The 26998-nt window shown below is 62.9% G+C and carries 24 protein-coding genes and 1 tRNA gene; 14 read left to right on the forward strand and 11 right to left on the reverse strand.

Features of this window, described 5'->3' with window-relative positions:
* Nucleotides 1-97: 97 nt before the first annotated feature.
* The 4 genes from LJE63_11435 to LJE63_11450 all read left to right on the forward strand — a co-directional run bounded on the left by LJE63_11435 (nt 98) and on the right by LJE63_11450 (nt 2061).
* Complete coding sequence (locus tag LJE63_11435) at nt 98-478, forward strand: diguanylate cyclase (protein MCG6907218.1); 381 nt, start codon at nt 98-100, stop codon at nt 476-478.
* 220 nt (nt 479-698) lie between these two features.
* On the forward strand, nt 699-1139 hold the full coding sequence (locus LJE63_11440; protein ID MCG6907219.1) for an iron-sulfur cluster assembly scaffold protein: 441 nt from the start codon (nt 699-701) through the stop codon (nt 1137-1139).
* 11 nt (nt 1140-1150) lie between these two features.
* Nucleotides 1151-1405 carry a zinc ribbon domain-containing protein gene (locus tag LJE63_11445; GenBank protein ID MCG6907220.1) on the forward strand — a complete coding sequence of 85 codons (255 nt, stop codon included), beginning with the start codon at nt 1151-1153 and terminating at the stop codon, nt 1403-1405.
* Nucleotides 1405-2061 (forward strand): hypothetical protein, encoded by a 657-nt coding sequence (locus LJE63_11450; GenBank protein MCG6907221.1) that lies wholly within the window; start codon nt 1405-1407, stop codon nt 2059-2061. Before LJE63_11445 ends, LJE63_11450 begins: the two co-directional genes overlap by 1 nt.
* A 30-nt stretch (nt 2062-2091) precedes the next feature.
* Here the strand turns inward: LJE63_11450 and LJE63_11455 are convergent, their stop codons facing one another.
* The 10 genes from LJE63_11455 to LJE63_11500 form a co-directional block, all read right to left on the reverse strand.
* Nucleotides 2092-5466: a response regulator gene (locus LJE63_11455; GenBank protein ID MCG6907222.1), complete on the reverse strand. Its 3375-nt coding sequence runs from the start codon at nt 5464-5466 to the stop codon at nt 2092-2094.
* Nucleotides 5463-6548: a response regulator gene (locus tag LJE63_11460; GenBank protein MCG6907223.1), complete on the reverse strand. Its 1086-nt coding sequence runs from the start codon at nt 6546-6548 to the stop codon at nt 5463-5465. The genes LJE63_11455 and LJE63_11460 overlap by 4 nt, the downstream gene beginning before the upstream one ends.
* Entirely contained in the window at nt 6535-11328 is a 4794-nt protein-coding gene (locus tag LJE63_11465) for a response regulator (GenBank protein MCG6907224.1), read from the reverse strand. Before LJE63_11465 ends, LJE63_11460 begins: the two co-directional genes overlap by 14 nt.
* Before the next feature lie 2 nt (nt 11329-11330).
* Complete coding sequence (locus LJE63_11470) at nt 11331-11567, reverse strand: hypothetical protein (GenBank protein ID MCG6907225.1); 237 nt, start codon at nt 11565-11567, stop codon at nt 11331-11333.
* Between the two features lie 134 nt (nt 11568-11701).
* Nucleotides 11702-12358, reverse strand: a complete 657-nt coding sequence (gene rpe / locus LJE63_11475; GenBank protein MCG6907226.1) for a ribulose-phosphate 3-epimerase — start codon at nt 12356-12358, stop codon at nt 11702-11704.
* Nucleotides 12359-12464: 106 nt separating this feature from the next.
* Complete coding sequence (locus LJE63_11480) at nt 12465-13433, reverse strand: PASTA domain-containing protein (GenBank protein ID MCG6907227.1); 969 nt, start codon at nt 13431-13433, stop codon at nt 12465-12467.
* Nucleotides 13430-14788, reverse strand: a complete 1359-nt coding sequence (gene rsmB / locus LJE63_11485) for a 16S rRNA (cytosine(967)-C(5))-methyltransferase RsmB (GenBank protein MCG6907228.1) — start codon at nt 14786-14788, stop codon at nt 13430-13432. The genes LJE63_11480 and rsmB overlap by 4 nt, the downstream gene beginning before the upstream one ends.
* 59 nt (nt 14789-14847) lie before the next feature.
* The gene (gene fmt, locus LJE63_11490; GenBank protein MCG6907229.1) at nt 14848-15789 is read right to left on the reverse strand and encodes a methionyl-tRNA formyltransferase; all 942 of its coding nucleotides are present in this window, start codon (nt 15787-15789) and stop codon (nt 14848-14850) included.
* A gap of 1 nt (nt 15790) precedes the next feature.
* Nucleotides 15791-16303, reverse strand: a complete 513-nt coding sequence (def, locus tag LJE63_11495) for a peptide deformylase (GenBank protein ID MCG6907230.1) — start codon at nt 16301-16303, stop codon at nt 15791-15793.
* Nucleotides 16304-16357: 54 nt separating this feature from the next.
* Nucleotides 16358-17293 (reverse strand): bifunctional riboflavin kinase/FAD synthetase, encoded by a 936-nt coding sequence (locus tag LJE63_11500; protein ID MCG6907231.1) that lies wholly within the window; start codon nt 17291-17293, stop codon nt 16358-16360.
* Between the two features lie 107 nt (nt 17294-17400).
* On the opposite strand from LJE63_11500, the gene LJE63_11505 reads away from it, so the two are divergent.
* The 10 genes from LJE63_11505 to LJE63_11550 all read left to right on the forward strand — a co-directional run bounded on the left by LJE63_11505 (nt 17401) and on the right by LJE63_11550 (nt 25717).
* Nucleotides 17401-17487 (forward strand) — tRNA-Leu (locus LJE63_11505).
* A gap of 425 nt (nt 17488-17912) precedes the next feature.
* A complete protein-coding gene (locus LJE63_11510) occupies nt 17913-18311 on the forward strand; it encodes a YeeE/YedE family protein (protein ID MCG6907232.1) in 399 nt (132 codons plus the stop codon).
* Between the two features lie 119 nt (nt 18312-18430).
* Nucleotides 18431-18958, forward strand: a complete 528-nt coding sequence (locus LJE63_11515; protein MCG6907233.1) for a YeeE/YedE family protein — start codon at nt 18431-18433, stop codon at nt 18956-18958.
* Nucleotides 18959-19092: 134 nt separating this feature from the next.
* Nucleotides 19093-20925: a sigma 54-interacting transcriptional regulator gene (locus tag LJE63_11520; protein MCG6907234.1), complete on the forward strand. Its 1833-nt coding sequence runs from the start codon at nt 19093-19095 to the stop codon at nt 20923-20925.
* A gap of 286 nt (nt 20926-21211) precedes the next feature.
* Nucleotides 21212-21445 (forward strand): hypothetical protein, encoded by a 234-nt coding sequence (locus tag LJE63_11525; GenBank protein ID MCG6907235.1) that lies wholly within the window; start codon nt 21212-21214, stop codon nt 21443-21445.
* A gap of 67 nt (nt 21446-21512) precedes the next feature.
* Nucleotides 21513-21926 (forward strand): hypothetical protein, encoded by a 414-nt coding sequence (locus LJE63_11530; GenBank protein MCG6907236.1) that lies wholly within the window; start codon nt 21513-21515, stop codon nt 21924-21926.
* Between the two features lie 56 nt (nt 21927-21982).
* Entirely contained in the window at nt 21983-22219 is a 237-nt protein-coding gene (locus LJE63_11535; GenBank protein ID MCG6907237.1) for a hypothetical protein, read from the forward strand.
* A gap of 14 nt (nt 22220-22233) precedes the next feature.
* Complete coding sequence (locus tag LJE63_11540; GenBank protein ID MCG6907238.1) at nt 22234-23403, forward strand: NAD(P) transhydrogenase subunit alpha; 1170 nt, start codon at nt 22234-22236, stop codon at nt 23401-23403.
* A 20-nt stretch (nt 23404-23423) separates the two neighbouring features.
* Complete coding sequence (locus LJE63_11545; GenBank protein ID MCG6907239.1) at nt 23424-23723, forward strand: NAD(P) transhydrogenase subunit alpha; 300 nt, start codon at nt 23424-23426, stop codon at nt 23721-23723.
* Nucleotides 23720-25717, forward strand: coding sequence for an NAD(P)(+) transhydrogenase (Re/Si-specific) subunit beta (locus LJE63_11550; GenBank protein ID MCG6907240.1), 1998 nt, complete (start codon nt 23720-23722; stop codon nt 25715-25717). The genes LJE63_11545 and LJE63_11550 overlap by 4 nt, the downstream gene beginning before the upstream one ends.
* A gap of 165 nt (nt 25718-25882) precedes the next feature.
* Here the strand turns inward: LJE63_11550 and ald are convergent, their stop codons facing one another.
* Nucleotides 25883-26995: an alanine dehydrogenase gene (gene ald / locus LJE63_11555; protein MCG6907241.1), complete on the reverse strand. Its 1113-nt coding sequence runs from the start codon at nt 26993-26995 to the stop codon at nt 25883-25885.
* Between the last annotated feature and the right edge of the window lie 3 nt (nt 26996-26998).

Consider the following 26998-nt stretch of genomic DNA (forward strand, 5'->3'; position numbering starts at 1 on the left):
TTCGGCCCGTTGATGTGGGGCGGCGCGCCGCCCCGCAGCCATTTGGCCCCGCGGTTAAATATCCGGCGGGTGCTTTCCAAACGCAGGAGAAACCACCATGCGTATCGCCTTTCCCAGCCAGGAGGACCGCGGGTTCGACAGCCCGGTTTACGGCCACTTCGGCTCCGCCCATTACTTTATCGTCGTTGAGAGCGACAGCGGCAGCTGCGAAACCATCGTCAACCCCGACCGCGACCATCTCCATGGCCACTGCCAGCCGCTCAGCGCCTTCACGGGCACCCCGCTGGATGCCGTCGTGGTGGGCGGGATCGGCGGCGGCGCCCTGCGCCAACTGAACGCCGCCGGTGTTCAGGCCTACCGTGCGGTTGAGGGCACGGTGGCCGAAAACCTGGCCTTGATCCGGGCCGAACGCCTGCCGACCTTCACCCCGGCGCACACCTGCGCCGGGCACAGCCGGGACGGTGCCTGCAGCCACTGAACCCGGCGGCAGCCTGCGGCGGTCGATAACCGATCCGTTGTCAACATTTCAAGGAAGATGAAGCAGTAAAAAGTCAAAAACCAGACGGTTTCGAAAAAAGTTCAATTTAGGGTGCGCAAATCTCAGCGGCGTGAAGCGTACTCAGTTACGCCGCAGCGACTTCGAGATGCAGCGCAACGCAGAAAGTGGACTTTTTGCGGAACCGTCAAGGAAGCGAGCCATGAGCAACAACCCGACCATTCAACCGGCAGCTTTCGATGCCATGCACGACATGCTGGCCACCGCGGGTTATTCCGACCGGGCCATCGCCTATTACCTGGAGAAGCCCAACATGGGCAAACTGGCGAATGCCGACCAGGTCAGTGAAGTCACCGGGGAGTGCGGCGACACCATGCGGGTGTACCTCAGAATCGCCGACGGGGTGATTCAGGATGCCAAGTTCGAGGTCATGGGCTGTCCCGGTGCCGTGGCCTCGGCGATGGCGGTGGCCGACATGGTCAAAGGCGCCAGCCTGGCGAAGGCCCGGTCGATTCGCGATGCGGATATCTTTCGCTGCCTGGTGGGAATTCCAGATCAGAAACAGGACTGTATCCGGCTGGCGGCCAAGACCCTGCAACGGGCCCTGGAGGACTACCAGCCCGGAAATGGTCAGAAAGCGTGAGGGGGTAACCGATGCCGCTTTTCGACTACCTTTGTCCCGACTGCGGTCAAACTTCCGAAATCCTGACCGGCGCTGGCGCCGAGGCGCCGGTCTGCCCGGCGTGCGGCGGCAACCGGCTTAAAAAGCTGCTGTCCGCGCACTCCTCTTTTTCCGGCGCCTCGCGGCACGCCCTGCCTGGTTCGGGGGACACCGCCTGCTGCGGTTCCACACCGGGCCACGCAGGCTGTGCCGGCCCCGGGAGCTGCTGCGGCCACAAGGCCCGCTAGTGGGGCAGGGCCCGTCGGCCGAACTGAGCGCCTATCAGCGCGAACAGCTCGAAGCCCTGGTTGTGGTGCGCCGCCACCTGGCGCAGCTGGGGCCGGCCGGGCAAAACCGTCTGCGCCGCCAGGCGGCCCCCTACCTGTTGCTGCGGGCCGAGATGGCCGCCTTTCTGAACGCCAATTTCAGCGAGACCTGCACCGCCGCCTGCTTCAAAAACCGGGTGAGCGCCTGCTGCAGCCGCGACGGCATCATCACCTTCTTTGCCGACGTGGTCCTCAACGTCCTGGTTTCCGGGGAGGCGCAGCTGGAACACTTGCAGACCCTCTTGATGCGGCCCCACCTGGGCGCCAAGTGCGTCTATCTGGGCCCGCAGGGGTGCTGCTGGCGCCTGAAACCCATCGTCTGCGAGCGTTTTCTCTGCGACACCGCCCAGCGCCGGGTGTTCGGCTGTCAGCCGGCTCTGGCAGATGCCTGGGAGGCACTCAAAAAAAGGGCCAGCACCTTCACCTGGCCCGACCGCCCGATCCTCTTTGACCGGCTGGAGCAAGAATTCATTGACGCCGGCCTTTCCTCCTCCCTGATGTACCTCCACCAGAGCCCCGGCCTGCTGCGGGTCAAGCGTCGCGCCCGGCAGGCCACCGCCGACAGCACCGAATTCTGAAAAGCGCCGGGGACACCGGCTGCGACTCTTTCAGGAGGCCTCTGCAGGCAGGCTGCGCAGCCGCTCCAGGGCCTTGTCGTATTCGTAGGCCGCGATACTCGCCGCCAGCTCGGCGGCCAGCTCGGCCGGCAGATAGGCGCGCGCGGCGGCGAAGCGCGGCGGGATGGTTTCGGGGTCCGCCAGTTGGAGCGCCTCGGCCAGCCCGTCCAATTTCGCCTGCCGTTCGGCCGGGTCGGCCGCCGGGCCTTCGCCGCCGGCCGCCGCCGGCGCCGGTGAGATGGTGGCGATTCCGGCCAACACCTCGGCCAGGTGCGTACCCACGGTGTCCGTGAGGGCCGAAAGGGTCACCGGGTCCGGCGTCTGGCCGGCCGCCAGGGTTTTCTCCAACTCGCGTGCGGCTGTGGAGAGCCGGGTTGCACCGATATTGGCGGCGCTGCCCTTGATGCTGTGGGCCAGTTGGCGCAGGGCGTCGTGGTCGCCGCCCGCCCGCAGGTCCTCCAGGGCGGCGGCCGTTGCGGCATTGTGCTCGGCAAAGCCGATCAGGATCCGGCGGAAGGTGGCCGGGTCGATGCTGAGGGTCTCCAGGGTCTTGCGGACCTCGATCCCCGGCAGGCTGTCGGGCAGCGGGCCGGCTGAGGGCGGGGGCGCGGCGGCGCTCGCATCCGGCGCCGGGACGGGTTTCGGCAGCGGGCAGGCGAGCTGTGTGGCGGGCCGTTTGATGGTGCGCCAGAGGGTGTGAAAGAGGCGGTCCTGATTGATGGGTTTGGAGACGTAGCCGTCCATCCCGGCTGCCAGACATTTTTCCTCGTCGCCTTTCATGGCGTGGGCGGTCATGGCGATGATCGGGATCTGCCCCACGGCGGGGATCGCGCGGATCGCGCGGGTGGCTTCGAAGCCGTCCATTTCGGGCATCTGGATGTCCATCAGAACGGCCTCGAAAGCGCCGGCCTGAACCGCATCGACCGCTTCGCGGCCGTTGGCGGCGGTTTCCACCTGGATGCCGGCGGATTCCAGAACCGCGGTTGCGATCTCGCGGTTGGTGGGGTTGTCCTCGGCCAGAAGGACCCGAAAGCCCCGCAGGCGCTCTTTGTAGATGGAGGCCCGGGTGGTGAAGCGGGTGCGCGTGGTTTCGCTTTTGGCGGCGGTTTTGCCGAAGGCGTCCATCACCGCGTTGAACAGCTCCGACTGGTAGATGGGCTTGGCCAGAAAACCGTTGATGCCCTCCCGCTGGGCCGCGTTGCGGACGCTCTGGTCCTCGAAGGCGGTCATCAGGATGATGACGGTATCGCGCTTGAGGTCGCGGCGGATGCGTCGGGCGGCGGCGATGCCATCCATCCCGGGCATCTTCCAGTCCATCAGGACCAGGTCGAAGGGTCCTTCAGCGCCCGGCTCAGCCCCGAGGCGCTCCAGGGCCTCCTCGGCCGAGTCCGCGGTTTGGACCGCAAACCCGAAGCTCTCCAGCATCTTCTGCATGATCACGAGGCTGTCGTTGCAGTCGTCCACCACCAGCACGTTGAGTCCCTGGATGTCGGCCGGCGGCACGAACTTCGGCGGTGGCGGGCCGGCGCAGCGTTCGAAGCCGGCGGTGAAATAAAACGTGCTGCCCTTGCCCAGCTCGCTTTCCACCCAGATGGTGCCGCCCATCATCTGCACCAGCTGCTTGCAGATCGCAAGTCCCAGGCCGGTGCCCTGGTATTTGCGGGTGGAGGAAGCGTCGGCCTGACTGAAGGACTGAAACAGCAGCGGCAGGTACTCCGGTGCGATCCCGATGCCCGTGTCCTTGACGAAAAACTTCAGAAAAACCCGCTCTTCGGTGGTTTCCGCCGGAACCAGACCCACCAGGATCACGCCGCCTTTGTCGGTGAACTTGACGGAGTTGCTGACTAGGTTGGTGAGGATCTGCTGCAGGCGCAGGGGATCGCCCACCAGCGTCCTGGGAACACCGGGGTCGATATCCACCAAAAGTTCGATCCGGTTCTCGGCCACCTTGTTGTGGAAGACGTCCACCACGTTGTCCAGGATCTCGTCCAGCATGAAGGGGCGGGCTTCCAGGGCCATTTTTTCGGCCTCGATCTTGGAAAAATCCAGGATGTCGTTGATGATCCCCAGCAGGGAATAGGCGGAGGTGTGGATGATTTCGAGGTAGTGGGCGGCCCGTTCGGGCAGTTTTTCGCTCAGGGCCAGCTCGGCGGCCGCAATCACGCCGTTCATGGGGGTACGGATCTCGTGGCTCATATTGGCCAGAAACTCGCTCTTGGCGCGGGTGGCGGCCTCGGCCTGGTCCCGGGCCTGGATCAGGCGTTTCTCCACCAGGCGCCGCTCGCCGACTTCGGCCTCCAGGCGGAAGTGCGAGGTCTTCAGCCGCCGGTTGAGCTTCATAATGGTCACGGTGAAGCCCGCCAGGATCAGAAAGCCGGCGGCGATCAACTCCAGCCAGTACCAGTATTTTTTGAGCACGTCGGCAAAAGTGATCTTGCCCAGGTCCCGGTAAGGCCCGATCTTAAGCTCCCGCAGGAGATCGTGGACGTCCTGGTAGTTCAGCGGGATGGTCCAGCCGGCGTAGCGCCCGGCAACGGCCGCCGGGTTGTCGAGCGTGATCTGGAGCAGGGCGATGGCAACGGCCACGCCCAGTTCATCGGAGGTTCGGCCCATTTTGGCGATCGGCCACTCCGGGTACAGGCGGGTGGAGGCGACAAAGGGCAGGTTCTCGTGGGTGACCCCGTCCACGGGAATGATAAAAAAGTCATCGAGATCGATCTTGTTTTCGGTCTGCATCCGCTCCAGGGTGTCGGTGCGCACCGTGCCGGCGTCGCTCAATCCGTCGCGCACCGCCAGCACAACGGCGTCGTGGGTGCCGGCAAAGTGGAAGTTCTTCAAATCCCGCCGGGGGTCGATGCCGCGGGCGGCCAACTCGCGCCAGGCCGCGTGCCAGCCCCCCAGGGAGTGCTCCTCCACCGCCATGAAGGACTTGCCCTTGAGGTCTTCCAGGCGTCGGATGTCGCTGCGCTCCTGGCGGGTGAAAATCACGCCACCGTATCGGGTGAAGCTTCTGCCGGCATGAAGATTCTTGAGGGTGGCGATCCGCATGGCGCCGTATTCGATTTCCAGATCGACGTAAACCGAGGGGTTGCAGATGATAAAATTAAGCGGCTCCAGACGGAAGGGATCGAAAATCTGATCGTACTCCAGCGGGACGATGACAAACCGTTTGCCGGGTATTTGGCTGGAGAGGTAGTCCGCAGTGGGGGACCATTTTTCCAAGCAGCGATCGACGCCGCGTTTGGCCAGCACGCCGATCAGGACCTGCTGCGGGGTCTCTTCGCCGCGGGCGCCTGGAGCCGAAACAAATGTCGCTGCCAGAAGGAGAAAACCGATGAGGAGGGTTGTGCAACGCCGTCTGTTCATTCTTGCCGTTTTCCTTCCAGGCGCTTTTCTTCCAACTGGCCGGCGCTGCGGCGCTCGGATGGTTCAATCCTGAAGCCTTCCTTCTGAAGAAGCTCCAGGCAGGCGTCGACCGCATCGGGCGTGTAGCGCACGCCGCGGTGCGTGGTGATTTCCTCCAGGGCCACGTCCAGGCCGCGGGCCGGTCGGTAGGGGCGGAAGGAACTGCCGGCTTCTACGACGTCGGAGACGGTCAGGATGGTGGCCTCGCGCAGAATCTGGTCGCCTTTCAAGCCCCGGGGGTAGCCCGAGCCGTCCAGCCGTTCGTGATGTTGGTGGACGATTTCCGCCAGGGGCCAGGGGGCCGGAATGTTTTGGAGGATCTCGAAGCCCACCTGGGGATGCAGCTTGATCAACTCCATCTCCACGTCCAGCAGCCGGCCGGGGCGGTTGAGGATCGAGGTCGGAATGCGGATTTTACCGATATCGTGCAGAATCCCGGCAAAGCGGATGGCCTGGATCTGTTCCTGGGAGAGCGCCAGCTTTTCGGCGATGGCGCAGGCCAGGTGCGCCACCCGCTGCTGGTGGCCGGCGGTATATGGGTCGCGCATTTCAAGGGCGAAGGCCATGGTTTTGACCGTGGCGTTGAGCATTTCCTGAAGTTCGGCGGTTTTTTCGTTGACCTTTTTTTCCAGCACGACGTTCTGGTTGCTGAGATCCCGGCGCATCTGCCGGAGGGTCAGGTGGGTGCGCACCCGGGCCTTGACCTCCGCGGCGTGAAACGGTTTGGTGACATAGTCGACCCCGCCGACTTCGAAGCCGTGGGTCTTGTGACCCGGTTCGTCCAGGGCGGTGATGAAGATCACGGGGATTTCGCTGGTTTCCGGGTCCTGCTGCAAGCGGCCGCAGACTTCGTAGCCGTTCATCTCCGGCATCATGATATCCAGCAGGATCAGGTCCGGGTGGTGGCGTGCGGCGTACTCCAGGGCCTTGGGTCCGTTTTTGGCGATCCCCAGACGGTAGTCCTCCTTGAGGGTGTTCACCAGCAGGTCGATATTGGTGGCGTTGTCGTCAACGATCAGCACCAGGGAATCACGGTTCTGCAAGATCTTCTCCTTCGCTGGTTTCAAGCGCGGTCAGGTCCGCCGCGGCGGCCCGCAGGACCACCAGGGCGCGGTCGTATTCATAGGCAGTGATGCAGTCGTCCAGTTCATGCCAGGTGTCGGGGTCCAGATGTTCGTGCAGGGCGTTGAGGGCGTGCCGGATGGCCTGTGGGTCGGCGTTTTCGAGGCCTTCCTGGATCGCGGCGAGCAACGGTCGCAGCACGGCCGGATCGCAGGTTCGGCCGGATACCTCGGCCGTCTCCGCTTCCGTGGGATGCGCCAGGCTCTCCAGGGACCGGTGCACCTGGTCGAAGGCCGCCTGGAGGCGTTTGAAGCGCGCACCGAAATCTGCGGCGTCGCTTGCCGGGTCGGCCGCCGCGGTTTCCAGTTCGCGGGCGGCTGCCGCCAATTCAGCGGCGCCGATGGCCGCCGCGCTGCCCCGCAGGGCATGGGCGTTCTGGCGCAGGGCCGGCCGGTCTTCAGCGTCCAGGGCGGCTTCGATGCGGGTGGCGTTTTCAGCACTGTCGCGCGCAAAACGCTGCAGGATGCCGCGGAAAGTTGCGGCATCCAGGCCCAGTGCACTTCGGGCCGCGCCGATCTGCAGACCGGGCAACCAGTCCGGCAGGGCGCCCGCCCCCGGGCGTTGGGTCCCTGGGAGGCGCCCTGAAGGGCCGCTGCGGCCTTTCAGGAGCTTTCCCAGAACGGTGTAGAGGGTGTCGCGGCTGACCGGTTTGGCGATGTAGGCGTTCATCCCGGCCGCAAGACAGCGCTCCTCGTCGCCCTTGAGGGCATGGGCGGTCATGGCCACGATGGGCAATCCGGCGTGGCGCCGGTCCTGGCGGATGCGGGAGGTGGCCTCCAGGCCGTCCATGACCGGCATCTGAACGTCCATCAGGACGGCGTCGAAGCGCCTGCGGCTGACGGCGGCAACGGCCTGGCGGCCGTCCGGGGCGATTTCCACGATGGCCCCGGCCTCCTCCAGGACCGCGCGCGCGATTTCCTGGCTGGTGGGGGTGTCTTCGGCCACCAGGATGTGCGCACCCTCCAGCAGGCTTTCGTCCGCTGCGGGCGGGCTTGGGGCGGCAAGGCGATCGCCGCTGTCGGGTTCCCCGCAGAGGGTCAGGATGGCGTTGAGCAGCAGGGTGGGGTAGACCGGCTTGGCGACGAAGCCGTTGATGCCGGCGGCCATTGCAGCGCTGCGGTCGTTGTTGCGGTCATAGGCCGCCAGCAGCAGCAGCGGCACCGGGGGGGCGATTTCGGTGCGGATCCGGCGGGCGGTGGCAAGACCGTCCATCCCCGGCATTTTCTGATCCAGCAGGACAAGGTCGAAGGGTTCGCCCGCTGCTGCCGCCGTTTGGAGCCGTTTTACGGCGTCCGGCCCGCAAGCGGCGGTCTCCACCTGCAGGCCCCAGGCGCTGGCCGTGGTTTTCAGTGCCGCCAGGACTGCCGGGCAGTCATCCACCAGCAGCAGGCGCAGGCCGGCGAGCGCCCGCGGCAGCCCGGCGGAGGCCACCGCAAGGCGCTGTTTGAAACGGGCCGTGAAGTGAAAGACGCTGCCCGCCCCCGGGGTGCTCTCGACCCCGATGGTGCCCCCCATGATTTTAACCAACTGCCGGCAGATGCTGAGTCCCAGTCCGGTGCCGCCGTATTTGCGGGTGATCGAGGCGTCCGCCTGGGTGAAGGGGTTGAACAGGGCGCGGCGGTATTCGGGGGCGATGCCCACCCCGGTGTCCCGAACATGAAACTGCAGCACATCGGGCTCGCCTTCAGTCGAACCGACGTCCAGTTCGACCACCCCGCCTTTCTCGGTGAACTTAATGGCGTTGTCCAGAAGGTTCTTGAGGACCTGCTGCAGGCGCAGGGCGTCGCCGACCAGCTCGGTGGGGGTCCCGGGCTGGATGGCCACGACCAGTTCCAGCTCTTTTTCGGCCACCTTGCTCAGAAACATGCCGGTGACGCCATCCAGGGCGTTTTCGAGGTTGAACGGGCCGGCCTCCAGGTCCAGCTTGCCGGCCTCGATCTTGGAGAAGTCCAGGATGTCGTTGATGATGCCCAGCAGCGAAATCGCCGAACTGTGGATGATCTTCAGGAAATGGGCGGTCTTGGGGGAAAGCGCGTCGTTCAGGGCCAGTTCCGCCGCCGCGATGACGCCGTTCATGGGGGTGCGGATCTCATGGCTCATGTTGGCCAGAAAGTCGCTCTTGGCGCGGGTGGCGGCCTCCGCGGTTTCCTTTGCGGTCAGTAGTTCGCGGTTGGCGGCCTGCAGTTCGGCGGTGCGGTCGGCCACTCGCTGCTCCATGTCGCGATAAGCCTCCTGCAGGGCGGCCTCGGAGCGCTTGCGCAGGGAGATGTCCTGCAGAAATCCCTCGATCAGCAGAAGGCCGCCGTCGGCGGCGCGCACCGCCCGCGCCCGGATGGCGGTCCAGACGGGGCTGCCGTCCCGGCGCCTGAGCTGGCACTCGAAGTCGGTGACGACGCCTTCGCTGGTCAGGCGCGCCATCAGGGTCTCATGGTCGGCGGGGGTGACGTAGACCGCTTTGCCCAGCCTTTCCAGGGCGTCGATCAGCTCGGCGGGCGAGCCGTAGCCGAGAATTGTCGCCATCGCGGGGCTGGCGCTGATCATCTGTCCATCGGGGGTCACCTGGAATATGCCTTCGGGGGCGTTTTCGAATATGCTGCGGTATTTTGCCTCGCTTTCCGCCAGGGCCGCCTCGGTTTTCTCCTGCTCGAGGATACGCAGCTCAAGCGCCTTGCTGTACTCCTGAAGCTCGGCGGCGTGGTTGGTCAGCAGGTTTTCCTTTTCACGATAATAATCAAGCTTGGCGTAAAGCTCCTCGGGGGAAATGCGCAGGCTGGCGAGAACTTCGGTGTAGACTTCGCTGAGTTCCACGGACTCCTGGGGCGTGAAGACCGCCGAGCTGGTGAGGGCCTTGTGGGCGGCGGGGGCGCCGATGGCGCCTGCCAGAGATTTTTCCACCTCGCTGTGGAGCTTGATGAGATCGATGATGGTGATCTGCGCTTGCCCTTCCAGGCGGCAGGCCGCCAGGCAGCGGGCGAGAATCGATTGGGCTTCGGTTTCCTCCATGTAGCGCTGGAGGACCTTTTCGATTTCCAGGCGTTTGGCCGCCAGGTCGATGCTGGCTGTGTGGCGCTCCCGGTCAGGGGGCAGGCCCGCGTCCGGGCCTTCGCCGGTAAAGGCCAGCGCCAGCCGCTTTTCGCTGGGGCCCTGCTCGCGCCAGAGCGACACCAGCACGTAGGCCCCGAGATTGAAAAGGATGGACCAGAAAAGCGTGTGGGAGAGCGCCGGCAGTCCTCGCAGACCGAAGAGACTCTCGGGGTTGAGGGCCGCAAGCCCCCATGGCCCGTTTTCCAGGATGCCGGGCGAAAACCAGCCGACTCGGATCAGGGCCGGCAGCAGCAGAGTGTAGAGCCAGGTCGCGAACCCCGCGCTCAGCCCGGCCAGTGCGCCCCATTTGTTGGCCTGGCGCCAGAACATGCCGCCCACGATGGCCGGGGCGAACTGGAAGACCGCCGCAAATGAGATCATGCCGATATTGGCCAGCATGAAGGTTTGGCCGATCAAACGCTCGAAGCCGTGGCTCAGGATCAGCACCAGCCCTACGGCCGTCCACTTGCAGCGCAGCAGGTGGCGCCGCAAAAAACCCAGCCAGGGCACCCAGCGGACCAGCGGCAGCAGCAGGTGGTTGGTGAGCATCGTGGAGAGGGTGACCGAACTGATCATGATCATGCCGGTGGCGGCCGAAAAACCGCCGATAAAGACCAGCATCACCATCCAGGGTTTGCCGTGATCGCGTGGCAGATCCAGAACGAAGGTGTCGGCCCCCATGGCCGGCAGGCCCTGCAGCAGGCCCGCGGCGGCAATCGGCAGAACAAAGAGGTTGATCAGCAGCATGTAGACCGGAAAGATCCACATCGCCGAGGAGATAAAATCCGGGTTTGGGTTTTCCACCACCGCCACGTGAAATTGGCGGGGCAGAAACAGGCTGGCGGACATGGCCAGCACGATGTAGGTGGCCCACAACAGGTAGGGCGAGGCGGCGCGGCCGCTGAGGGCGAACAGGCTGTGATGGGGGCTCTCCGCCAGCCGTTGGAAAAGGTCACCGAAGCCGTCGTAGAGAAAATAGGTCACGAAAACCCCCGCCACAAGGAGGCTTGCCAGCTTGACGCCGCATTCCACCGCCAGGGCCATCACCATCCCGTCGTGGCGCTCGGTGGGGTCCAGCCGCCGAACCCCGAAAATGATGGTAAAGAGGATCATCAGCGCCACCACGATGGGGCCCACGTGGCCGCCGATCCAGGCGGAAAATCCCTGGCCCGGGGAGGTGATCAGGGCAAAGGTGCTGATGATCGCCTTGAGCTGCAGCGAAACGTAGGGGATGGTCGCAAACAGGGCCAGCAGGGTGGCCAGTGCGGCCAGGGTTTCGGATTTGTCGTAGCGGGCCGAAATGAAGTCCGCGATGCTGGTGATGTGGTGATGGGATTTGATCAGCGCCATCCGCCGCAGCACCTTCCACCAGAGGATGATGCCCAGGGTGGGCCCCAGGTAGACTGTGAGAAAGAGCAGCCCCGAGGAGGCCGCGATGCCGACGCTGCCATAGTAGGTCCAGGCGGTGCAGTAGACCGCCAGCGAGAGGGCGTAGACCCAGGGGTTGTTGGCGGGACTTCTTCCGGCTCTGGCGCAGCGCTCGGCCCACAGGGCCACCAGGAAAAGGGCCCCGGCGTAGAGCAGAAATACGAGCATGGCGACCAGCGGATCGAACATGGCTATTGCCTCGGCACCGGTGGGGGGTCGCGGTCGGCGGGCGACCGCCGGCAGTGGCGGGCGATCAGCGCCAAGACCACCACCAGGGCGGACCATGTCAGGTAGAGGTAGAGAAAACCGACCGGCGGCCGGGTCTTCTCGAGGATGGTCAGCAGGGGCCAGTTGAAGAGCAGGAAAAAAAGGCAGAAAAGAAAAATATGGAACTCCGTCTTGCCCAGCAGGTCCTTGAGGCGCGCCATAAAACCTCCTCCCGGCGGCGTCGGCCACCGTCGGTGCCGGATGGGTGCGACGGCGGTGAATTCCGGCATCCGCTCGAAAAGAATATGAAAAACGGCTCAGCCTGTCAAGCACAACCCCCGGCGGCCGCCGGGGTCTACGGGCCCATCAGGTGCCGCAGCTCGGCGATGGTGGCCGCGTAGTCCGGACTGCCGAAGATCGCCGAGCCGGCGACGAACACATCGGCGCCGGCGGCGGCAACCGCGGCGATGGTGCCGGCGTTGACGCCGCCGTCCACCTGAATGAGGGTCGAAAGCCCGCGGGACTGGATCATCCTCCGCAGCCGGGTGATTTTTTCCAGGCTGGATTGGATGAACTGCTGCCCGCCGAAGCCGGGGTTGACGCTCATCACCAGGACGAAGTCGACCGCCTCCAGGACCCATTCCAACGCCGTCAGGGGCGTGGCCGGGTTGAGGACCACGCCGGCCTTGACGCCCGCCTCGCGGATGAGCTGGATGCTGCGGTGGAGGTGGACGCAGGCCTCGACCTGCACGGCGATCAAGTCTGCCCCGGCGCGGGCGAAGTCGGTGATGTAGCGCTCCGGGGCGTCGATCATCAGGTGGACGTCCAGGGGCAGCTGGGTCACCCGCCGCACCGCCGCCACCACCAGGGGACCCATGGTGATGTTGGGCACGAAATGGCCGTCCATGACGTCGATGTGGATCCAGTCGGCGCCGGCGGCTTCAACAGCACGAATCTCCTCGCCCAACCGGCTGAAATCGGCGGATAGGATCGAGGGGGCGATCAGTTTCATTCGGCAATCTCCTCTAAATCTTGATGGCGCGGCCTTCGGGCTGCGGCCGCGCGGTTGGGGCAGTTAACACCTGCGGCGCCCAAAAAGCAAGCACGGGCTGTCGGTTTCAGTCCTCAAGGGGGCGGGCCTTGACGGGCTCTTCATCCAGGTAGACCACCAGGCTGGGGTAGGCTTCGGCGGGCACCAGGAGCCAGATTTCCTCGCCCGGCCGGAAATAGTCGTTCACCAGGTCCGTGCCGATCCCGTATAGGCTGGCGTGGACGCGCACCCGTCGCTTGAGAAAACCCTCGGGCAGACGGAAGCGAAAAAGGCGTCCCTCGGCGGTTTCCGCTGCAGCCGTGGGGTCCACCGGGGACCTGCGGCGGTTGAGAACCAGAGCGACGCTGGTGCCGGCGGTCACCCGCGAGCCCTTGGCCGGATTCTGGTCGATCACGACGTTGAGGGGTTGGTCGGGGTCGTAGCGCACCGACACCCTTCCGGCGCTGAGATGGGTGCGCTCGCAGAGCAGAATCGCATCGTCCAGACCCAGTCCGGTCAGATCCGGCATCGCATACGCCGCCGGCCGGGGGCCGGCGCTGACCAGCAGATCGGCGCAGCGGTCGTGGCGGACGGTGCTGCCGGGGGCGGGCACCTGGGCCAGGACGCCATCGGCGAACATGCGCGGATCGAAGATCAAGCTGAGATGGCCCAGGCAGAGCCCGTTTTCCTCCAGAATCAGTCGTGCCTGCTGGCTGGAAAGGCCCGTGAGGTTGGGCATCACCAGGGTTTCCGGGCCCTTGGAAATGATCAGGCGGACGTCGCGCCCCTTTTTGATCTCGGCCCCCGCCGGGGGCTCCTGGAAGATTATGCTGTGCTTGGGGGCGTCGGGGCTGAATTCGGAGCCCTTGACGCGGGTGTTGAGACCCAGGTCGCTTAAAATCTCCAGGGCGTAGACCACGTGCCGGCCGACCAAGTCGGGGATCACCACCGTGTCCTGGCTGCGGATGACGAGGGTCAGGCCCAGGTAGGCGCCGGCGCCAGCCAGGCCGACAAAGAACCCGGTGAGGGCCAGGAACTTGAGCACCCGCGGCATCATCGCCGGCGCCTCAAGCCGACGGCGAAGAACCCGTCCATGTGGTGGCGGTGGGGCAGGGTGCGCAACGCCCCCGCGGCGTCCACCAGACCGGCGGCCGCCAGGCGACCGTCCGCCGCGGAGCGTGCCAGGTCGAAGCCGGGGACGGCATCCAGAAAGGCTGCGACCACCGCGTCGGTCTCCTCGGGCTCCAGACTGCAGACCGCGTACACCAGCCGGCCGCCGGGCCTGACCAGGGGCGCCAGGTTTTTCAGAAAGCCCAGCTGGCGCTCGCCGAAGCGGCCCAGGTCGGCGCGCTCGGCGGCCCATTTGGTGTCCGGGTTGCGCCGCAGCACCCCGAGGCCCGAGCAGGGCGCATCCAGCAGGACGCGGTCAAAGGACCAGGGGGTGAGGTTTTTGGGCGGCTGGGCGAGGTCGTGGGGGACAATTTCAGCACAGCCGACCCCCAGCCGCTGGAGTTCTCCTGCGAGCTCCGCCAGCCGCAGATTGTCGTTGTCCAGGGCCACGAGGAGGCCTCGGTTCCGCAGCCGCTGGGCGATATGGCCGGTTTTGCCGCCCCGGCCGGCGCAGGCGTCCAGCACCCGCTCCCCCGGCCTGGGGTCCAGCAGATGGGTCACCAGCTGGGCGGCCTCGTCCTGGACCTGGCACCAGCCCTGCTGAAAGGGGGGCAGCTCGGTCAGCGCCTCCCTGAGCCGGGCGCAGCGAATGCCCTCGGGGGCGTAGAGGGTCGGCTGGGGTGCCTCGGCCGCGGACTGCAGGGCCGCCAGCAGCGCGGCGCGGGAGGTCTTGAGGGTGTTGGTGCGCAGGGTGATGGGCGGGATCGCGTTGGCGGCATCGCACAGGGCCAGGGTCTCCTGCAACCCGAAGCGCTGCAGCCAGCGTTCGACCAGCCAGCGGGGAAAGGCTCGGGTGGCGGCGATGGCGCCCACCGGGTCGCCAGAAAGCTCCGGGAAAGGCACGTTCTCCAGGCCGCGGGCGGCGTTTCGCAGCACACCGTTGACAAACCGTGCCGCCCAGGGGGCGGCGGTCTGTTTGGCCAGTTCGACGGCGGTGTTGACCGCGGCGGAAACCGGGATGCGCTCCATGAAGGCGATTTGAAACAGACCCAGGCGCAGGATGTTGCGGATCGGCGGGTCCATGCGCTCCAGGGGGGTCCTTGAAAAGTGGGCGATGATCCAGTCCAGTCGCCCGCGCCAGCGCTGGACCCCGTAGACCAGGGCATTGGCCAGGGCCCGGTCGCGGCGGTCGAGCTGCGGCGCGGCCTCGAAGGCCGCCGCCATGATCCGGTCGAGGGTCGTGGTCGCGCCCTCCAGGGCGTTCAGCGTCCACAGTGCGGTCTGGCGGGGGTCGTTTGACATCGGCGGGCCCTTGGGGGGACGAGGTCCCGGGGGGCAGAGGGTAAAGGGCGTCGGGCCGGTCAGGCGAGAAGGGTGCCCGGCGGCAGGTGGTGGCCCCGCAGAAAATCCCGGATCGCGAGGCGCTTGCCGGATTCCCCCTGAATCTCCAGGATCGACAGCACCCCATCGCCGGTTGCCACCCGCAGCTCATCCTCGAATCCCGGAAGGACGCGGCCCGGGGTCTCGTCGGTTGCGGCCGCCAAGGGCTGCGCCCTGAAAATCTTGAGGCGCCGGTCGCCATGAAAGGTGTAGGCACCGGGCCAGGGGGTCATCCCCCGAATGAAGCAGGCCAATTCCCGGGCGGACTTTTGCCAGGTAATCCGACCGTCTTTCTTGGCGAGCAGCGGGGCATAGGTGGCCTGCCGGTCGTCCTGGGCCACCGGGGTCAGGGTGCCGCTGGCCAGGCCTCCCAGGGCCGTGATCAACAGTTCGGCGCCGGCCACAGACAGCCGGTCGTGAAGGGTTGCCGAGGTATCCTCCGAGCGGATCACCACCTCCCGCGCGCAGAGGGTGGGGCCGGTGTCCAGACCCTCCTCCATCAGCATCGCGGTCACCCCGGTGACGGTGTCCCCGTTGATCAGCGCCCACTGGATCGGGGCCGGCCCCCGATAGCGGGGCAGGAGCGAGCCGTGGATGTTGACCGCCCCCAAACGTGGCAGGTTGAGCAGCGCAGCCGGCAGAATTCGGCCGAAGGCCACCACCACCAGGACGTCCGGCGCCAGCGCGGCCATTTCGCGGACGAACGCCTCGGTGCGGATTTTTTCGGGCTGCAGCACCGGGATGCCCAGCCGCTGGGCGCTGCGCTTGACCGGGGGCGGAGTCAGCTGGCGGCCGCGACCCACCGGGCGGTCCGGCTGGGTCACCGCCGCCAGCACCCGGTGACCGGCGGCGGCCAGGGCCTCCAGGGACGGTACGGCAAACGCCGGGGTTCCCATGAAGATGATGTCGAGGGGCTTTTTCACGTCAGGCCAGCTTCATCTGTTTTTTGATGCGGCGCTTGTAGAGCTGCCGTTTGAGGGAGCTGATGTGCTCGATAAAGAGCGTGCCTTCCAGATGGTCGATCTCGTGCTGCAGGACGATGGCCTGAAACCCGGAGGCCTCGATTTCGAGCTCATTGCCCTCCCGGTCGTAACCTTTGACGAAGACCGTGCGGGCGCGCAAAACATCCGCCCGGAAATCGGGCACGCTGAGGCAGCCCTCGTTTTCCGACAGGACCTCCCCCTCCTTGTTTACGATCCGCGGGTTGATGAGAACCTGCAGGGCGCGTTCGCCCTCTTGGGCTGCGATGTCGTAGATCAGAAAACTCTGGTCGATGCCAACCTGGATCGCCGCCAGGCCGATCCCCGGCGCCGCGTACATGGTCTCGGCCATGCGGTCGATCTGCTGCTGCAGCGCACCGTTGATGTTTTTGACCGGCTGGGTGGGCTTGAGCAGAAACTTTTCGGGATAGGTCAATATTTGGAGTGGTGTGGACATGGTAATTACCTTGGGGATTGACGGCGGCCGCCCGTCGGCGGTCCGAGGCGGCCTCTACAGGTTCAGCAGCCCGCGTGCGGTCTGGACATCCTGCCGGATCTGGGCCGAGAGCTCGGCGATGCTGTTGAACTTTTTTTCGTCCCGGATGCGCTCGATGAAGTTCACCCGGATCTCCTCGCCGTAGAGGTTGCCGCTGAAATCCAGGAGGTGGACCTCCACGGTGAACAGGTGGTCGTCGAAGGTCGGGCTGTAGCCGATGTTGGCCACGCCCTTGAACTTCTCGCCCAGGCATTCGACGGTCACGGCGTAGACGCCGGTCTGGGGGCAGAGCTCGTCGTAGAGGTTGATATTGGCCGTCGGGCAGCCGAGCAGCTTGCCGCCGCGGTCGCGTCCGGTGGCCACGGTGCCGCGGATCTGGTAATGGCGTCCCAGCAGGAAGCGGGCCTTGGCGACCTTGCCGGCCATGACCAGCTTGCGGATGCGGGTGCTGCTGATGCGCCCCTGGAGCGTGTGGTTCATTTCGATCCAGTCCATGACGAGGACCTCGAAGCCCAGCGCTTGCCCGAGTTCCTGAAGCATGGCCAGGTTCCCCTTGCGGCCCCGGCCGAAGGTATAGTCCTTGCCGACGACGATGGCCCGCATGCCGATGCGTTTTACCAAAAGGTCCTCGACGAACTGGCGGGCCGGGATGGCGGCGAACTCCAGGGTGAAAGGCACGCCGAACAGGATGTCGATGCCCGTGCTGGCGATCAGTTCGACCTTCTGCCGGTAAAGCGTGATCAGCGGAGGGTGGCCGTTGGGTTTGAGCACCCGGATGGGGTGAGGCTCGAAAGTCATGGCCACCGAGGTGCCGCCGATGGCGTCGGCCTTTTCGATCACCGCATGAAACAGGGCCTGATGGCCGATATGCACGCCGTCGAAATTGCCGATCGTAATCACGGCGTTTTTTAAAGGTTCCTTAATTTTTTCAAGGTCTTCTATAAGGTGCATGATGGGTCGGATCCAGGTCGATTTTAGCGCTTGACAGGAAAACCAAAAAAAAATATATAAGACACCTTAACCGCCAAATCAATCCTTCTTTTGGCGGTCGCCCGCGTGCCGAAGTGGCGGAACTGGTAGACGCGCTAGGTTCAGGGTCTAGTCGACGTACGTCGGTGGGAGTTCGAGTCTCCCCTTCGGCACCAAACAAACCCAACGGGTCAGGTGACCAGCCTGGCCCGTTTTTGTTTTTGGCCGAGCGCTGTATCCCCGCTTAAGCGCGTACCCAAACATAGGTCCTTCCGGGCGAAATGGAAGCCCCAATGGTTGGGAATCCGCTATTTGGATTTGAAAAGCCGCCCAGCGGTCCGATTTTGCTTGGCAAGCCAGCCTGTGAGTCGTAAAATAGTTTTAGTAGATTTCCTCATTGTGGTTTTGGCAGCCGGCTCGGTAAGCCTTTTTCTTCGCAAACAAAGCGTTTTCCAGGTTTTTAAGCGCGGCCAATCAAGGCCCCTGAAGGCGCGGGCTCATCATCTCCGGCGAGTCAAGCTCTTGGAGCACCGCCGGTTGGGGGCCAGGGGGCCAAACAATATGCTGGCAAAGTTTTGACCAAACCAAAGGAGGCCACAACATGAAGCAGCGGGATGGCGGCTGGAGCCCCTATCTGGCAGGGGCATTGAGTGGTGTGGTGGGCGTTTTGTCGGTCTGGTTCGCCGGGCAATTTTTGGGTGCATCCACCTCATTTGTGCGCACTGCCGGTATGATCGAGCAGCTTTTCGGACCGGAGCGGGTGGCTCAGATGGCCTATTTCGTCAAGACCGTGCCCAAGATCGACTGGCAGTGGATGTTCATGGTGGGTATTTTGCTCGGGTCGGCCATCGCGGCGGTCACCTCGGGCGCATTCAAGCTGCAGGCCGTTCCCGATATGTGGGCTGCGCGCTTTGGCCGCGGCAGCACCGCCCGGCGTGCTCTCGTGGCCTTTGTGGGCGGCGTGGTGGCGATGTTCGGGGCGCGCCTGGCCGATGGGTGACCGAGCGGGCACGGGTTGAGCGGTTCGCTTCAACTGGCTGTCAGTGGTTTTATCGCCTTGGTCTGCTTTTTTATCGGCGGGATGGTCGTGGCCCGCATCGTCTATGGTGGAGGTGACCGATGAAGATGCTTGTCTACGGGCTGGTGACCGGTCTGCTCTTCGGTTTTTTGCTCCAGAAGGGGCGTGTCCTGCGCTATGATAAACAACTCGGCGCCCTGCGTCTGCTGGACATGACCATCGTCAAATTCATGCTCTCCAGTGTGATGGTCGGGATGGTGGGGGTTTATCTTCTCCATGACCTGGGTCTTGCCAAGCTCTCCATCAAGGCCACGGTCTTGGGGCCCGTCATCATCGGCGGCCTTGTGTTCGGTATCGGCTGGGGCCTTTTAGGGTATTGCCCGGGAACCTCCATGGGCGCCCTGGGCGAAGGCCGCTGGGATGCGGTCTGGGGGATTTTGGGGATGATCGTGGGGGCCGGCCTGTTTGCCGAAGCCTACCCCGCGTTGAAGCAAACGGTTTACACCTGGGGGGATTTTGGGCGCATCACCATGCCCGAGGTTCTCGGCATCAACCACTGGGTCATCATTCCGCTTTTCATCGCAGGCGCCTTGCTGCTCTTCCGGTGGCTGGAAAAAAAGGGACTGTAGACCTTTTTTGCTGGGAGATTTAAGCCGGGGCGCAACCCGGGCGCCCATTGGTTCGAAACAGGCCGCAGCGGCCATCCCTGGCTTTTCGGGGTCACCTGCAGCAGGTGCACGCGCCGTTCGGCCCGGGTGTGAGCATGGATTTCAAAGACACCAATGATATGTCATCCCCGCAGCGAACCCGGCCGGAAATTCCGCCGGATGCAGGCGCCGACTGCGCTGCGTCCGTTTTTGCGGCCTCCCATCCGCTTGCCGAGCGCATCAAAGAACTCAATTGCCTTTACGGCATCTCAAATCTGCTGGAAAATCACGGGGTATCCCTTTCCTGGATCATGCAGCGGGCCGTTGAACTAATACCGGCGGCCTGGCAGTATCCCCAAAACGCCTGTGCGCGAATCCTTCTGGACGGCCAGGAATACACCTCCCGAAATTTCAAGACCACCCCTTGGCGTCAAAGTACCACGATCATACTCAACGACCAGCCCGTCGGGGGAGTGGATGTTTTCTACCTTGAGGCGCCTCCTGAAAACCCTGCGGGCCCGTTTCTGGAGGAGGAGCAAAGGCTGCTTAGGGCCATCGGGGAACGCTTGAGTAAAGTACTCTGGCTGAAGCGCTCAGAAGAAGCCCTGAAAGAAAGCGAAGCCCGCTACAGGGTGCTCACCGAGCAGGTCGCCGAAGGGGTCGCGCTGGTTCAGGATGGGCGCTTCCGCTATGTCAACCCGGCGTTTTGCGGGATGTTCAACGTCCCGCTGGCGGAGGCCCTGATCGGTGGGCTTGTGAGCGCCCCGGCAGTCGGTGCAGCCGATGACATTGCCTGCCTGTACGCCGGCTCTGCGGCAGATGACCCCACGACCCGGGTGGAGAACGTGCACCGCTTGGCCCGGGATGGCGCCACTTGCTGGATTCAGGTCTGCCACAGTCCCATCACCCTGAAAGGCCTGCCGGCACTGCTCTCCACATTCAAGGACATCACCGAGATCAAGGAGCAGCAGGTGGCCGCAGAGAAGATGGCCGACCTGTTGGACCGCGAAAACCGCGTGTTGCGCGCCTCGTTGAGCGATCGCTACCGGCTTGGAGAAATCCTGGGCCGCTCGGCGGCCATGCAAACGGTCTACGAGCTGATTCTGAAAGCGGCCGCAACCGATGCCAGTGTCGCAATTTTCGGCGAATCCGGGACCGGCAAAGAGCTTGTGGCCCGTGCGATCCACGACCACAGCCACCGCAAAAAGGCGCGCTTTGTGGCGGTCAACTGTGGGGCCATCCAGGAGACCCTTTTCGAACGCGAATTTTTCGGCCATCGCAAGGGGGCCTTTTCAAGCGCCCACGCCGATTCCCCGGGCTACCTGGATATGGCCGCGGGCGGAACCCTGTTTCTCGATGAGGTCGGGGATCTGACCCCCGGTATGCAAGCCAAGCTCCTGCGGGCGATCGAGGGCGGCGGCTATCGGCCGGTAGGCGGAACGGAGGCCATTTTGTCCGATTTCCGCATCATATCGGCCTCAAATGCCCCACTGGCCGACAGGGTTGTCAAAGGCGAGATGCGCGATGATTTTTTCTACCGGATCCAGGTGATCCAGATCCAGCTGCCCCCCTTGCGCGAGCGGCGCCAGGACATCCCCCTGCTGGTGGAGCATTTTTTGCGCAAGATGCGGCCGCCCGCTGATTCCATCAGGATCGCCGGACCCATCATGGACGCCTTGATGGACTACGACTGGCCCGGCAATGTCCGCGAGCTGCGCAACGTCCTGCAGCGTTACGCCACCCTCGGCCAGCTTGAGTTTCTCTCCCCGGGCCAACAGCCTTCAACGGCCCCCATCACAGCCGCCCTTGATCTGCGCGAAGCCGTCCAGCAGCTGGAAAAGTCCTTGATTTTACGAGCTCTTCGAGAAGCAGGCGGGAACCGCACCAAAGCCGCCAGATTACTGGGCATATCCCGCCGCGCCCTTTTCCGCAAAATAACCGCCCCATGAGTGCCTGAACCGCCCCTATCGGGGCGAAAACGCTCATATCCTAAAAAAGTAATTAATTTAGATTGTTGTAAGTTAAACCGCCACTCAAAGGCGGGCGCTTAATTCCCAGCGGTCAGCCTGTGGATTTTGTTTAAAAACAAAAAATTTCATTTATTTCCAATTAGTTATCACCTTATTGGGCAGGGTGGTATTTTTTTTGCTGTAATCTGCGGCAAAACCGCAAAAGACGCCGAGTCCGGTCATCGGTGTATAACCTGAAATAATCGCATTTCTGGAGGTGCTTTCGATGAGACTCGTGAAAAACAAAGCTTCCGGTAAATTTTTTATCGTTCTCGACGAGAATGATGCCCGGGAAACCGATTTCATGCTGATCACCCCCGAGGGAAGGGTCAAACAACTCGAGCAGCATCTGTTTGAGTCTTTGGATGACGTTGACCCCGCAGAGGACCGCTGCATCCAGCGCTACACAGCGGCCCAGTTGAAGAGATATCGCCGCTATCTCAAAGAGGAAAGCCTTTGAAACCGAGCTTTCGCGGACAGCGGATGATTCGCGGATGCAATTGAGCAGACCGGAGAGGAGATTTGTCATGTCGGATGATCCTTTTGGAAATCTTCAGGATTGGGGAGAGGCCCTCGAACTTCTCGATGAGCTGTCACGAAACGGCCGTTTGGCGGAATGCCAGCGCGGTTTGGTGCGGATACTGAACTACAAGGGCAACTGGCGCCTTCGGGAGGAAGTCCTGAAGCGCTTGGATCAAATTGAAGCACCGACCGATGAACTGATTGGACAAGTTCTCAGCATCCTCGCAGATGACAACACCTACTACGAGGCAAGAATTATGGCGAGCGGCGCCCTGATGCAATTTTTAAAAAACGGTGAAAGCGAGGTGCGGCCGGAGTTGAATCTGAAAAGTCGAAAAATAATTGAAAAGCTTTGCAAAACACCCCAGCCGCCGATTTTTGAAAAAGCCCTCCAAGAATGCAACCAGGCGTTGGCCTGAGCGGCTTCAGGGTGAAGTCAAACGCCTGCTCTTGATATCAAAAAAGGAACACTAGCATGATGACCAATACGATTAGAAACTTTGGTTTATGCTTTACCTGCAATCACCGCTGGGCTTGTCTGTCTCTGAGAAACAGCCTTCGGGAGGGTATTCCGATTTTGCACTGCGAACAGTTTGATGATGGTGCTGCCGGTGGGGGCGATTTTCGCCTCCGGAAAAAACCGAGAACATGGTTTTTGGAAAATAACGCGACCACACCAGCGCCTTTCTTCAAATCTGGGCTGGAAGCTTGAGGAAAGGAGGCACCATGCGAATCGGAATACCCAGAGAAATACTGCCGGAAGAAAAAAGAGTCGCCGCCACCCCCGAGACGGTCCTAAAGTATATCCAGATGGGTTTCAGCGTGGCGGTCGAATCCGCAGCGGGGGAGGGCGTCGGAAGAAGCGATGAAGAATACCAAAATGCGGGGGCGGTCATAATCTCCGATGTTCAAAAACTTTTTTCCGATTCGGACATCATCTTAAAAGTCAAACAACCGGTCTTCAACGATGCCATTGATCGGCACGAAGCCCGGATGCTCAAAGACGGCAGTATTCTGATCACCTTTCTGCACCCGGCAGCGCATGGTAATCACGACATGGTCCGCGTGCTGCGGGATAAGAACATCACCGCCTTCACCATGGATGGCATTCCGCGCATTCCCAGGGCCCAGAGAATGGATGCCTTGTCTTCGATGAGCACCGTCACCGGCTACAAGGCTGTGCTGGTGGCCGCCAATCGCCTGCCCAAGTTCGTGCCCATGATCACCACCGCCATCGGCACCGTCAAGCCGGCCCAATTCTTGGTCGTCGGCGCGGGGGTTGTCGGCCTTCAGGCGATTGCCACCGCCAAACGGTTGGGAGGGGTCGTCAAGGCCCTGGATATTCGCAAAGAAGCCTGCACCCAGGCCGAAAGTCTGGGGGCCAAAGTGGCGCCATTCGATATTCCCCAAGAACTGGCGGTGGGCAAAGGCGGGTATGCAAAGTCCCTGGAAGCCGAATGGCTGGAAATCGAGCGCAATGTGATGAAGCCCTTGCTAGAGGAGGCTGACGTTGTGGTCCTCAGCGCCCTGGTGCCAGGTGAGGTCGCACCGATTCTGATCACCGCGGAAATGGTGCGGGTGATGAAGCGGGATGCGGTGATCATGGATATCGCCATCGATCAGGGGGGCAACTGTGCGGCCACGGAGCCTGGGGAGTTTGTTCAAAAAGAAGGCGTCCACATTTGCGGCATCCAGAACATTCCGGGCAGAATGGCCGTCCATGCCAGTTGGTTGTACGCCAACAACATGTACCACTATGTGGCCAATCTTTTCAAAAACGGAGTGGGCACCCTCGATTTGGATGACGAAATCGCCAAGGAATCCCTTGTGACCTACCAGGGTAAAATTGTTTTTGAAGGCGCCCTTAAGGCGATGGGTTTTCATTACGTGCAGTGATGCCTGTCGGGAGGCTTTGTATGGAAAATCTTTTGTTTTTGAGCGGGGTTTTTCTTTTCTACTTTTTTGTCGCCTATGTCCTGATCTCCCGCGTTCCAACCCTCCTGCACACCCCCTTGATGTCCATGACGAATGCTGTTTCCGCCGTTACCCTGCTGGGCGCCCTGATTCTGTTTTCGGTTCCGACGACCGCGGTTGAAAGGATTCTTGCCGGCCTCGCCATTGTGGCCGCGGCCTTCAATGTCGTCGGCGGGTTTGCCATTACGGATCGCATGCTCAGGCTCTTCAAAGAAAAAGAGGCCGAGACCGAGACCCGATGACCGAGACCCGTTACGTCCTCGATCTGGTTCTGGACCTGGTGGTGATCGCCTTTCTGGCTATCGGGATCTGGCAATTTCGGACGCCCCGTGGCGCTAAATTCGGCAACCTGACGGCGGCATTTGCGCTGTTGTGCGCATTTGTCCTGGTTTTGTGGCGCAGCGGAGTTGTCGACCCGGCAACGGTGGTGATCTCGCTGCTGATCGGCAGCGCAGGCGGATATGCCGTGGCCAGGGCGGTCAGCATGATTCAGATTCCCGCCATGGTGGCGGTGCAAAATGGCGCCGGCGGCATGGCGGCCGTTTTGGTGTCACTGGTGGAACTGATGCGCCGGGCCGATTCCCTGGAATTTGTGAACGAATTTTCGGGGGTCCTGGGATTGGCCATCGGTGCCCTGACCTTCAGCGGCAGCATGGTGGCAGCGGCCAAACTGGCGGGTAAGATGCGGCAGCCCCCCCAGGTGCTGCCCGCTCACGGCGTGCTGGTGCTCGCCACGCTGGTCGCCATGGCGGCCATCGGCCTGTGGTCGCTCAATGTGCCGATTGTGGTCAGATTGTACCTGCTGATTTTCCAGATCGTACTTGCGGCCGTCTTTGGGGTACTGTTTTCGATTCGCATCGGCGGCGCGGACATGCCGGTCTTGATTTCATTTTTAAACGCCAACACGGGGTTGGCGGCGGCGCTCTGCGGGATGGTGATCGGAAATCAGCTGCTGATCGCCTTCGGCGCCACCGTGGCGGCCTCCGGCTCGATCCTAACCCACCTGATGTGCCGGGCGATGAATCGCAATCTTTTGCGAATATTCGTTCCCGACAGCCGTCAACCGAAAATCGTTGCCCAAGGTCGAACCGAACCAGCGGCGGCCGGTTTGCCAAACCCACCGGTTTCCCCCGCCGACAGTCAGCGCGCCGACGGCTCAAAGCTGGAGCAAGCGCTTGCCGTTCTGAGCGATGCCAAAAAAATCATCATTGTCCCGGGCTACGGCATGGCGCTCGCCCAGGCCCAAGGGGAGTTGGTGGCCTTGGCCAATAAATTGGCCGAGATGGGCAAGCGGGTCAGATACGCGATTCACCCGGTGGCGGGGAGAATGCCCGGACACATGAATGTGCTGCTGGCCGAAGCCGGGGTCGACTACGATCTTCTGGTGGAGATGGAGGAGATCAACCCCGAGTTCCAGGCCACCGATCTGGCGCTGGTCGTCGGGGCCTGCGACGTGGTCAACCCGGCGGCCATCGATGTGCCGGGCACCCCCATCACGGGCATGCCGATCCTGCTGACCCATGAAGCGCGACATGTCACTTGCTGCAATTACGATGACCAGCCCGGCTATTCGGGGGTCAAAAACCCGCTCTATGAGAAACCCCACACGCTCCTGCTGACGGGTGATGCCAAGGAAACCCTCCACCGCATTTTGGAGGCCCTGACAGATGAAAAGCCCGTGATTGTTCACCCCGCTGCGGTGGCCGCCGGGGATGTTCTGGCCGCCGCGTGCGACGCCCTCTTATACGCCAAAACGGTGGTGATCGTTCCCGGTTACGGGATGGCCCTGGCCCAGGCGCAATTCAAAGTCGCGGCATTGGCGGCGATGCTTGCAAAGCGGGGCGCCGCTGTCAAATTCGCCATCCACCCCGTGGCGGGGCGGATGCCCGGCCACATGAACGTCATCCTGGCCGAGGCCGAGGTGGATTACGAAAACCTGCTGGAAATGGACACCGTCAACCCTATGTTTGAAGAAACCGACGTGGCGCTGATCTTCGGGGCCTGCGACGTGGTTAACCCCGCGGCCATCGATGTGCCGGGTACCCCGATTTCCGGCATGCCGATCCTGATGGCGCACGCGGCCAAGACCGTTATCGTCTGCAACTTGGATTCGAAGCCCGGTTATTCGGGCGTTGACAATCCCCTTTACGAAAGCCCAAAAACCATTCTGCTCTTGGGTGATGCCCAAAAGACGGCCAGTAAGCTGATCTCTGCGCTGGAGGCGCTGCATGCCTGAAGCGGGCTGATGCTTGAACTGGCTTGGCGAGCCGGGCTCTCATGACGGAAACAATCGACGACCTGCGGTAGACCACCCGCCACGTATCGTGATCGGTTTGGGCGGATGTAAGGCCGGGGACGGGTCAAAAGACCGGCAAGATGTGAAATTAAAATTCCCGGGGCCTCACAACAGATCATCGATGGGGGTGTGTTCAAGGCCGAACGCGTCAGCTACGGCCTCATAGGTAACCTTACCGTCGATAACATTGGCGCCCAGCTTGATGTCGCTGTTCTTCTGCATGGCCGCCTTCCAGCCCTTGTTGGCGATTTCCACCGCATAGGGCAGGGTGGCATTGGTCAGTGCCATGGTCGAGGTCCGTGGCACCGCCCCGGGCATGTTGGCCACGCAGTAATGGACCACGCCCTCAACCGTGAAGATCGGGTTGCCGTGGGTCGTGGCCCTGGAGGTTTCAAAGCAGCCGCCCTGGTCGATGGCGACATCCACCATGACGGTGCCCGGCTTCATGGTTTTGAGCATCTCGCGGGTGATCAACTTGGGCGCCTTGGCGCCGGGAATCAACACCGCACCGATGATGACATCGGCCTGCCTGATGAGTTCCCGCAGCGTCGCCGGGCTGGAAAAAAGGCCGAAACAATTGGCCGGCATCACGTCACTCAGATACCGCAAGCGGTCGAGGTTGTTGTCCAGGACATACACCTTGGCGCCCAGACCGCAGGCCATCTTGGCGGCGTTGATGCCGACGATGCCGCCTCCGATGACCACCACATTGCCCGGGTCCACGCCCGGCACGCCCCCCAGCAGCACGCCGTGGCCTCCCTGGGCCATTTCCAGATACTTGGCCCCCTGCTGTATGGCCATTCTGCCGGCCACCTCGCTCATGGGGGTCAACAGCGGCAGGGAGCGGTCCGGCTTTTGAATTGTTTCATAGGCGATGCAGACGGCCCTGCTCTGGATGAGGGCCTTGGTCAGCTCCTCCGCCGCCGCCAGATGCAGGTAGGTGAAGACGATCTGGCCTTCCCGGATCAGATCGTACTCGGCGGGCAGGGGTTCCTTGACATGCATCACCATGTCGGATCTTTCAAATATTTCGCGGTTTGTCGCAATTATCTCCGCGCCGGACTTGAGATAGGTGGCGTCCTCGAAGCCGCTGCCCTTGCCGGCCCCCTTTTCCACCAACACCTTGTGGCCGTTGGTGATCATCACCTCGACCCCTGCCGGGGTCATGGACACGCGATTTTCTTCTGTCTTGATTTCTTTCAAAATTCCGACGATCATTCG

The organism is Desulfobacteraceae bacterium (genome assembly GCA_022340425.1).
Classification (GTDB): Bacteria; Desulfobacterota; Desulfobacteria; order Desulfobacterales; family JAABRJ01; genus JAABRJ01.

What these genes read in the sequence shown, in the direction of transcription:
- LJE63_11470 (MCG6907225.1), bottom strand. Translation starts at nt 11,567, where the DNA reads ATGGCGCGCCTCAAGGACCTGCTGGGCAAGACGGAGTTCCATATTTTT.
- rsmB (MCG6907228.1), bottom strand. Translation starts at nt 14,788, where the DNA reads ATGTCAAACGACCCCCGCCAGACCGCACTGTGGACGCTGAACGCCCTG.
- LJE63_11465 (MCG6907224.1), bottom strand. Translation starts at nt 11,328, where the DNA reads ATGTTCGATCCGCTGGTCGCCATGCTCGTATTTCTGCTCTACGCCGGG.
- LJE63_11455 (MCG6907222.1), bottom strand. Translation starts at nt 5,466, where the DNA reads ATGAACAGACGGCGTTGCACAACCCTCCTCATCGGTTTTCTCCTTCTG.
- LJE63_11445 (MCG6907220.1), top strand. Translation starts at nt 1,151, where the DNA reads ATGCCGCTTTTCGACTACCTTTGTCCCGACTGCGGTCAAACTTCCGAA.
- LJE63_11545 (MCG6907239.1), top strand. Translation starts at nt 23,424, where the DNA reads ATGGAAAATCTTTTGTTTTTGAGCGGGGTTTTTCTTTTCTACTTTTTT.
- def (MCG6907230.1), bottom strand. Translation starts at nt 16,303, where the DNA reads ATGTCCACACCACTCCAAATATTGACCTATCCCGAAAAGTTTCTGCTC.
- LJE63_11510 (MCG6907232.1), top strand. Translation starts at nt 17,913, where the DNA reads ATGAAGCAGCGGGATGGCGGCTGGAGCCCCTATCTGGCAGGGGCATTG.
- LJE63_11500 (MCG6907231.1), bottom strand. Translation starts at nt 17,293, where the DNA reads ATGCACCTTATAGAAGACCTTGAAAAAATTAAGGAACCTTTAAAAAAC.
- ald (MCG6907241.1), bottom strand. Translation starts at nt 26,995, where the DNA reads ATGATCGTCGGAATTTTGAAAGAAATCAAGACAGAAGAAAATCGCGTG.
- LJE63_11520 (MCG6907234.1), top strand. Translation starts at nt 19,093, where the DNA reads ATGGATTTCAAAGACACCAATGATATGTCATCCCCGCAGCGAACCCGG.
- LJE63_11435 (MCG6907218.1), top strand. Translation starts at nt 98, where the DNA reads ATGCGTATCGCCTTTCCCAGCCAGGAGGACCGCGGGTTCGACAGCCCG.
- LJE63_11550 (MCG6907240.1), top strand. Translation starts at nt 23,720, where the DNA reads ATGACCGAGACCCGTTACGTCCTCGATCTGGTTCTGGACCTGGTGGTG.
- LJE63_11535 (MCG6907237.1), top strand. Translation starts at nt 21,983, where the DNA reads ATGATGACCAATACGATTAGAAACTTTGGTTTATGCTTTACCTGCAAT.
- LJE63_11480 (MCG6907227.1), bottom strand. Translation starts at nt 13,433, where the DNA reads ATGATGCCGCGGGTGCTCAAGTTCCTGGCCCTCACCGGGTTCTTTGTC.
- LJE63_11530 (MCG6907236.1), top strand. Translation starts at nt 21,513, where the DNA reads ATGTCGGATGATCCTTTTGGAAATCTTCAGGATTGGGGAGAGGCCCTC.
- rpe (MCG6907226.1), bottom strand. Translation starts at nt 12,358, where the DNA reads ATGAAACTGATCGCCCCCTCGATCCTATCCGCCGATTTCAGCCGGTTG.
- LJE63_11525 (MCG6907235.1), top strand. Translation starts at nt 21,212, where the DNA reads ATGAGACTCGTGAAAAACAAAGCTTCCGGTAAATTTTTTATCGTTCTC.
- LJE63_11515 (MCG6907233.1), top strand. Translation starts at nt 18,431, where the DNA reads ATGAAGATGCTTGTCTACGGGCTGGTGACCGGTCTGCTCTTCGGTTTT.
- LJE63_11440 (MCG6907219.1), top strand. Translation starts at nt 699, where the DNA reads ATGAGCAACAACCCGACCATTCAACCGGCAGCTTTCGATGCCATGCAC.
- LJE63_11540 (MCG6907238.1), top strand. Translation starts at nt 22,234, where the DNA reads ATGCGAATCGGAATACCCAGAGAAATACTGCCGGAAGAAAAAAGAGTC.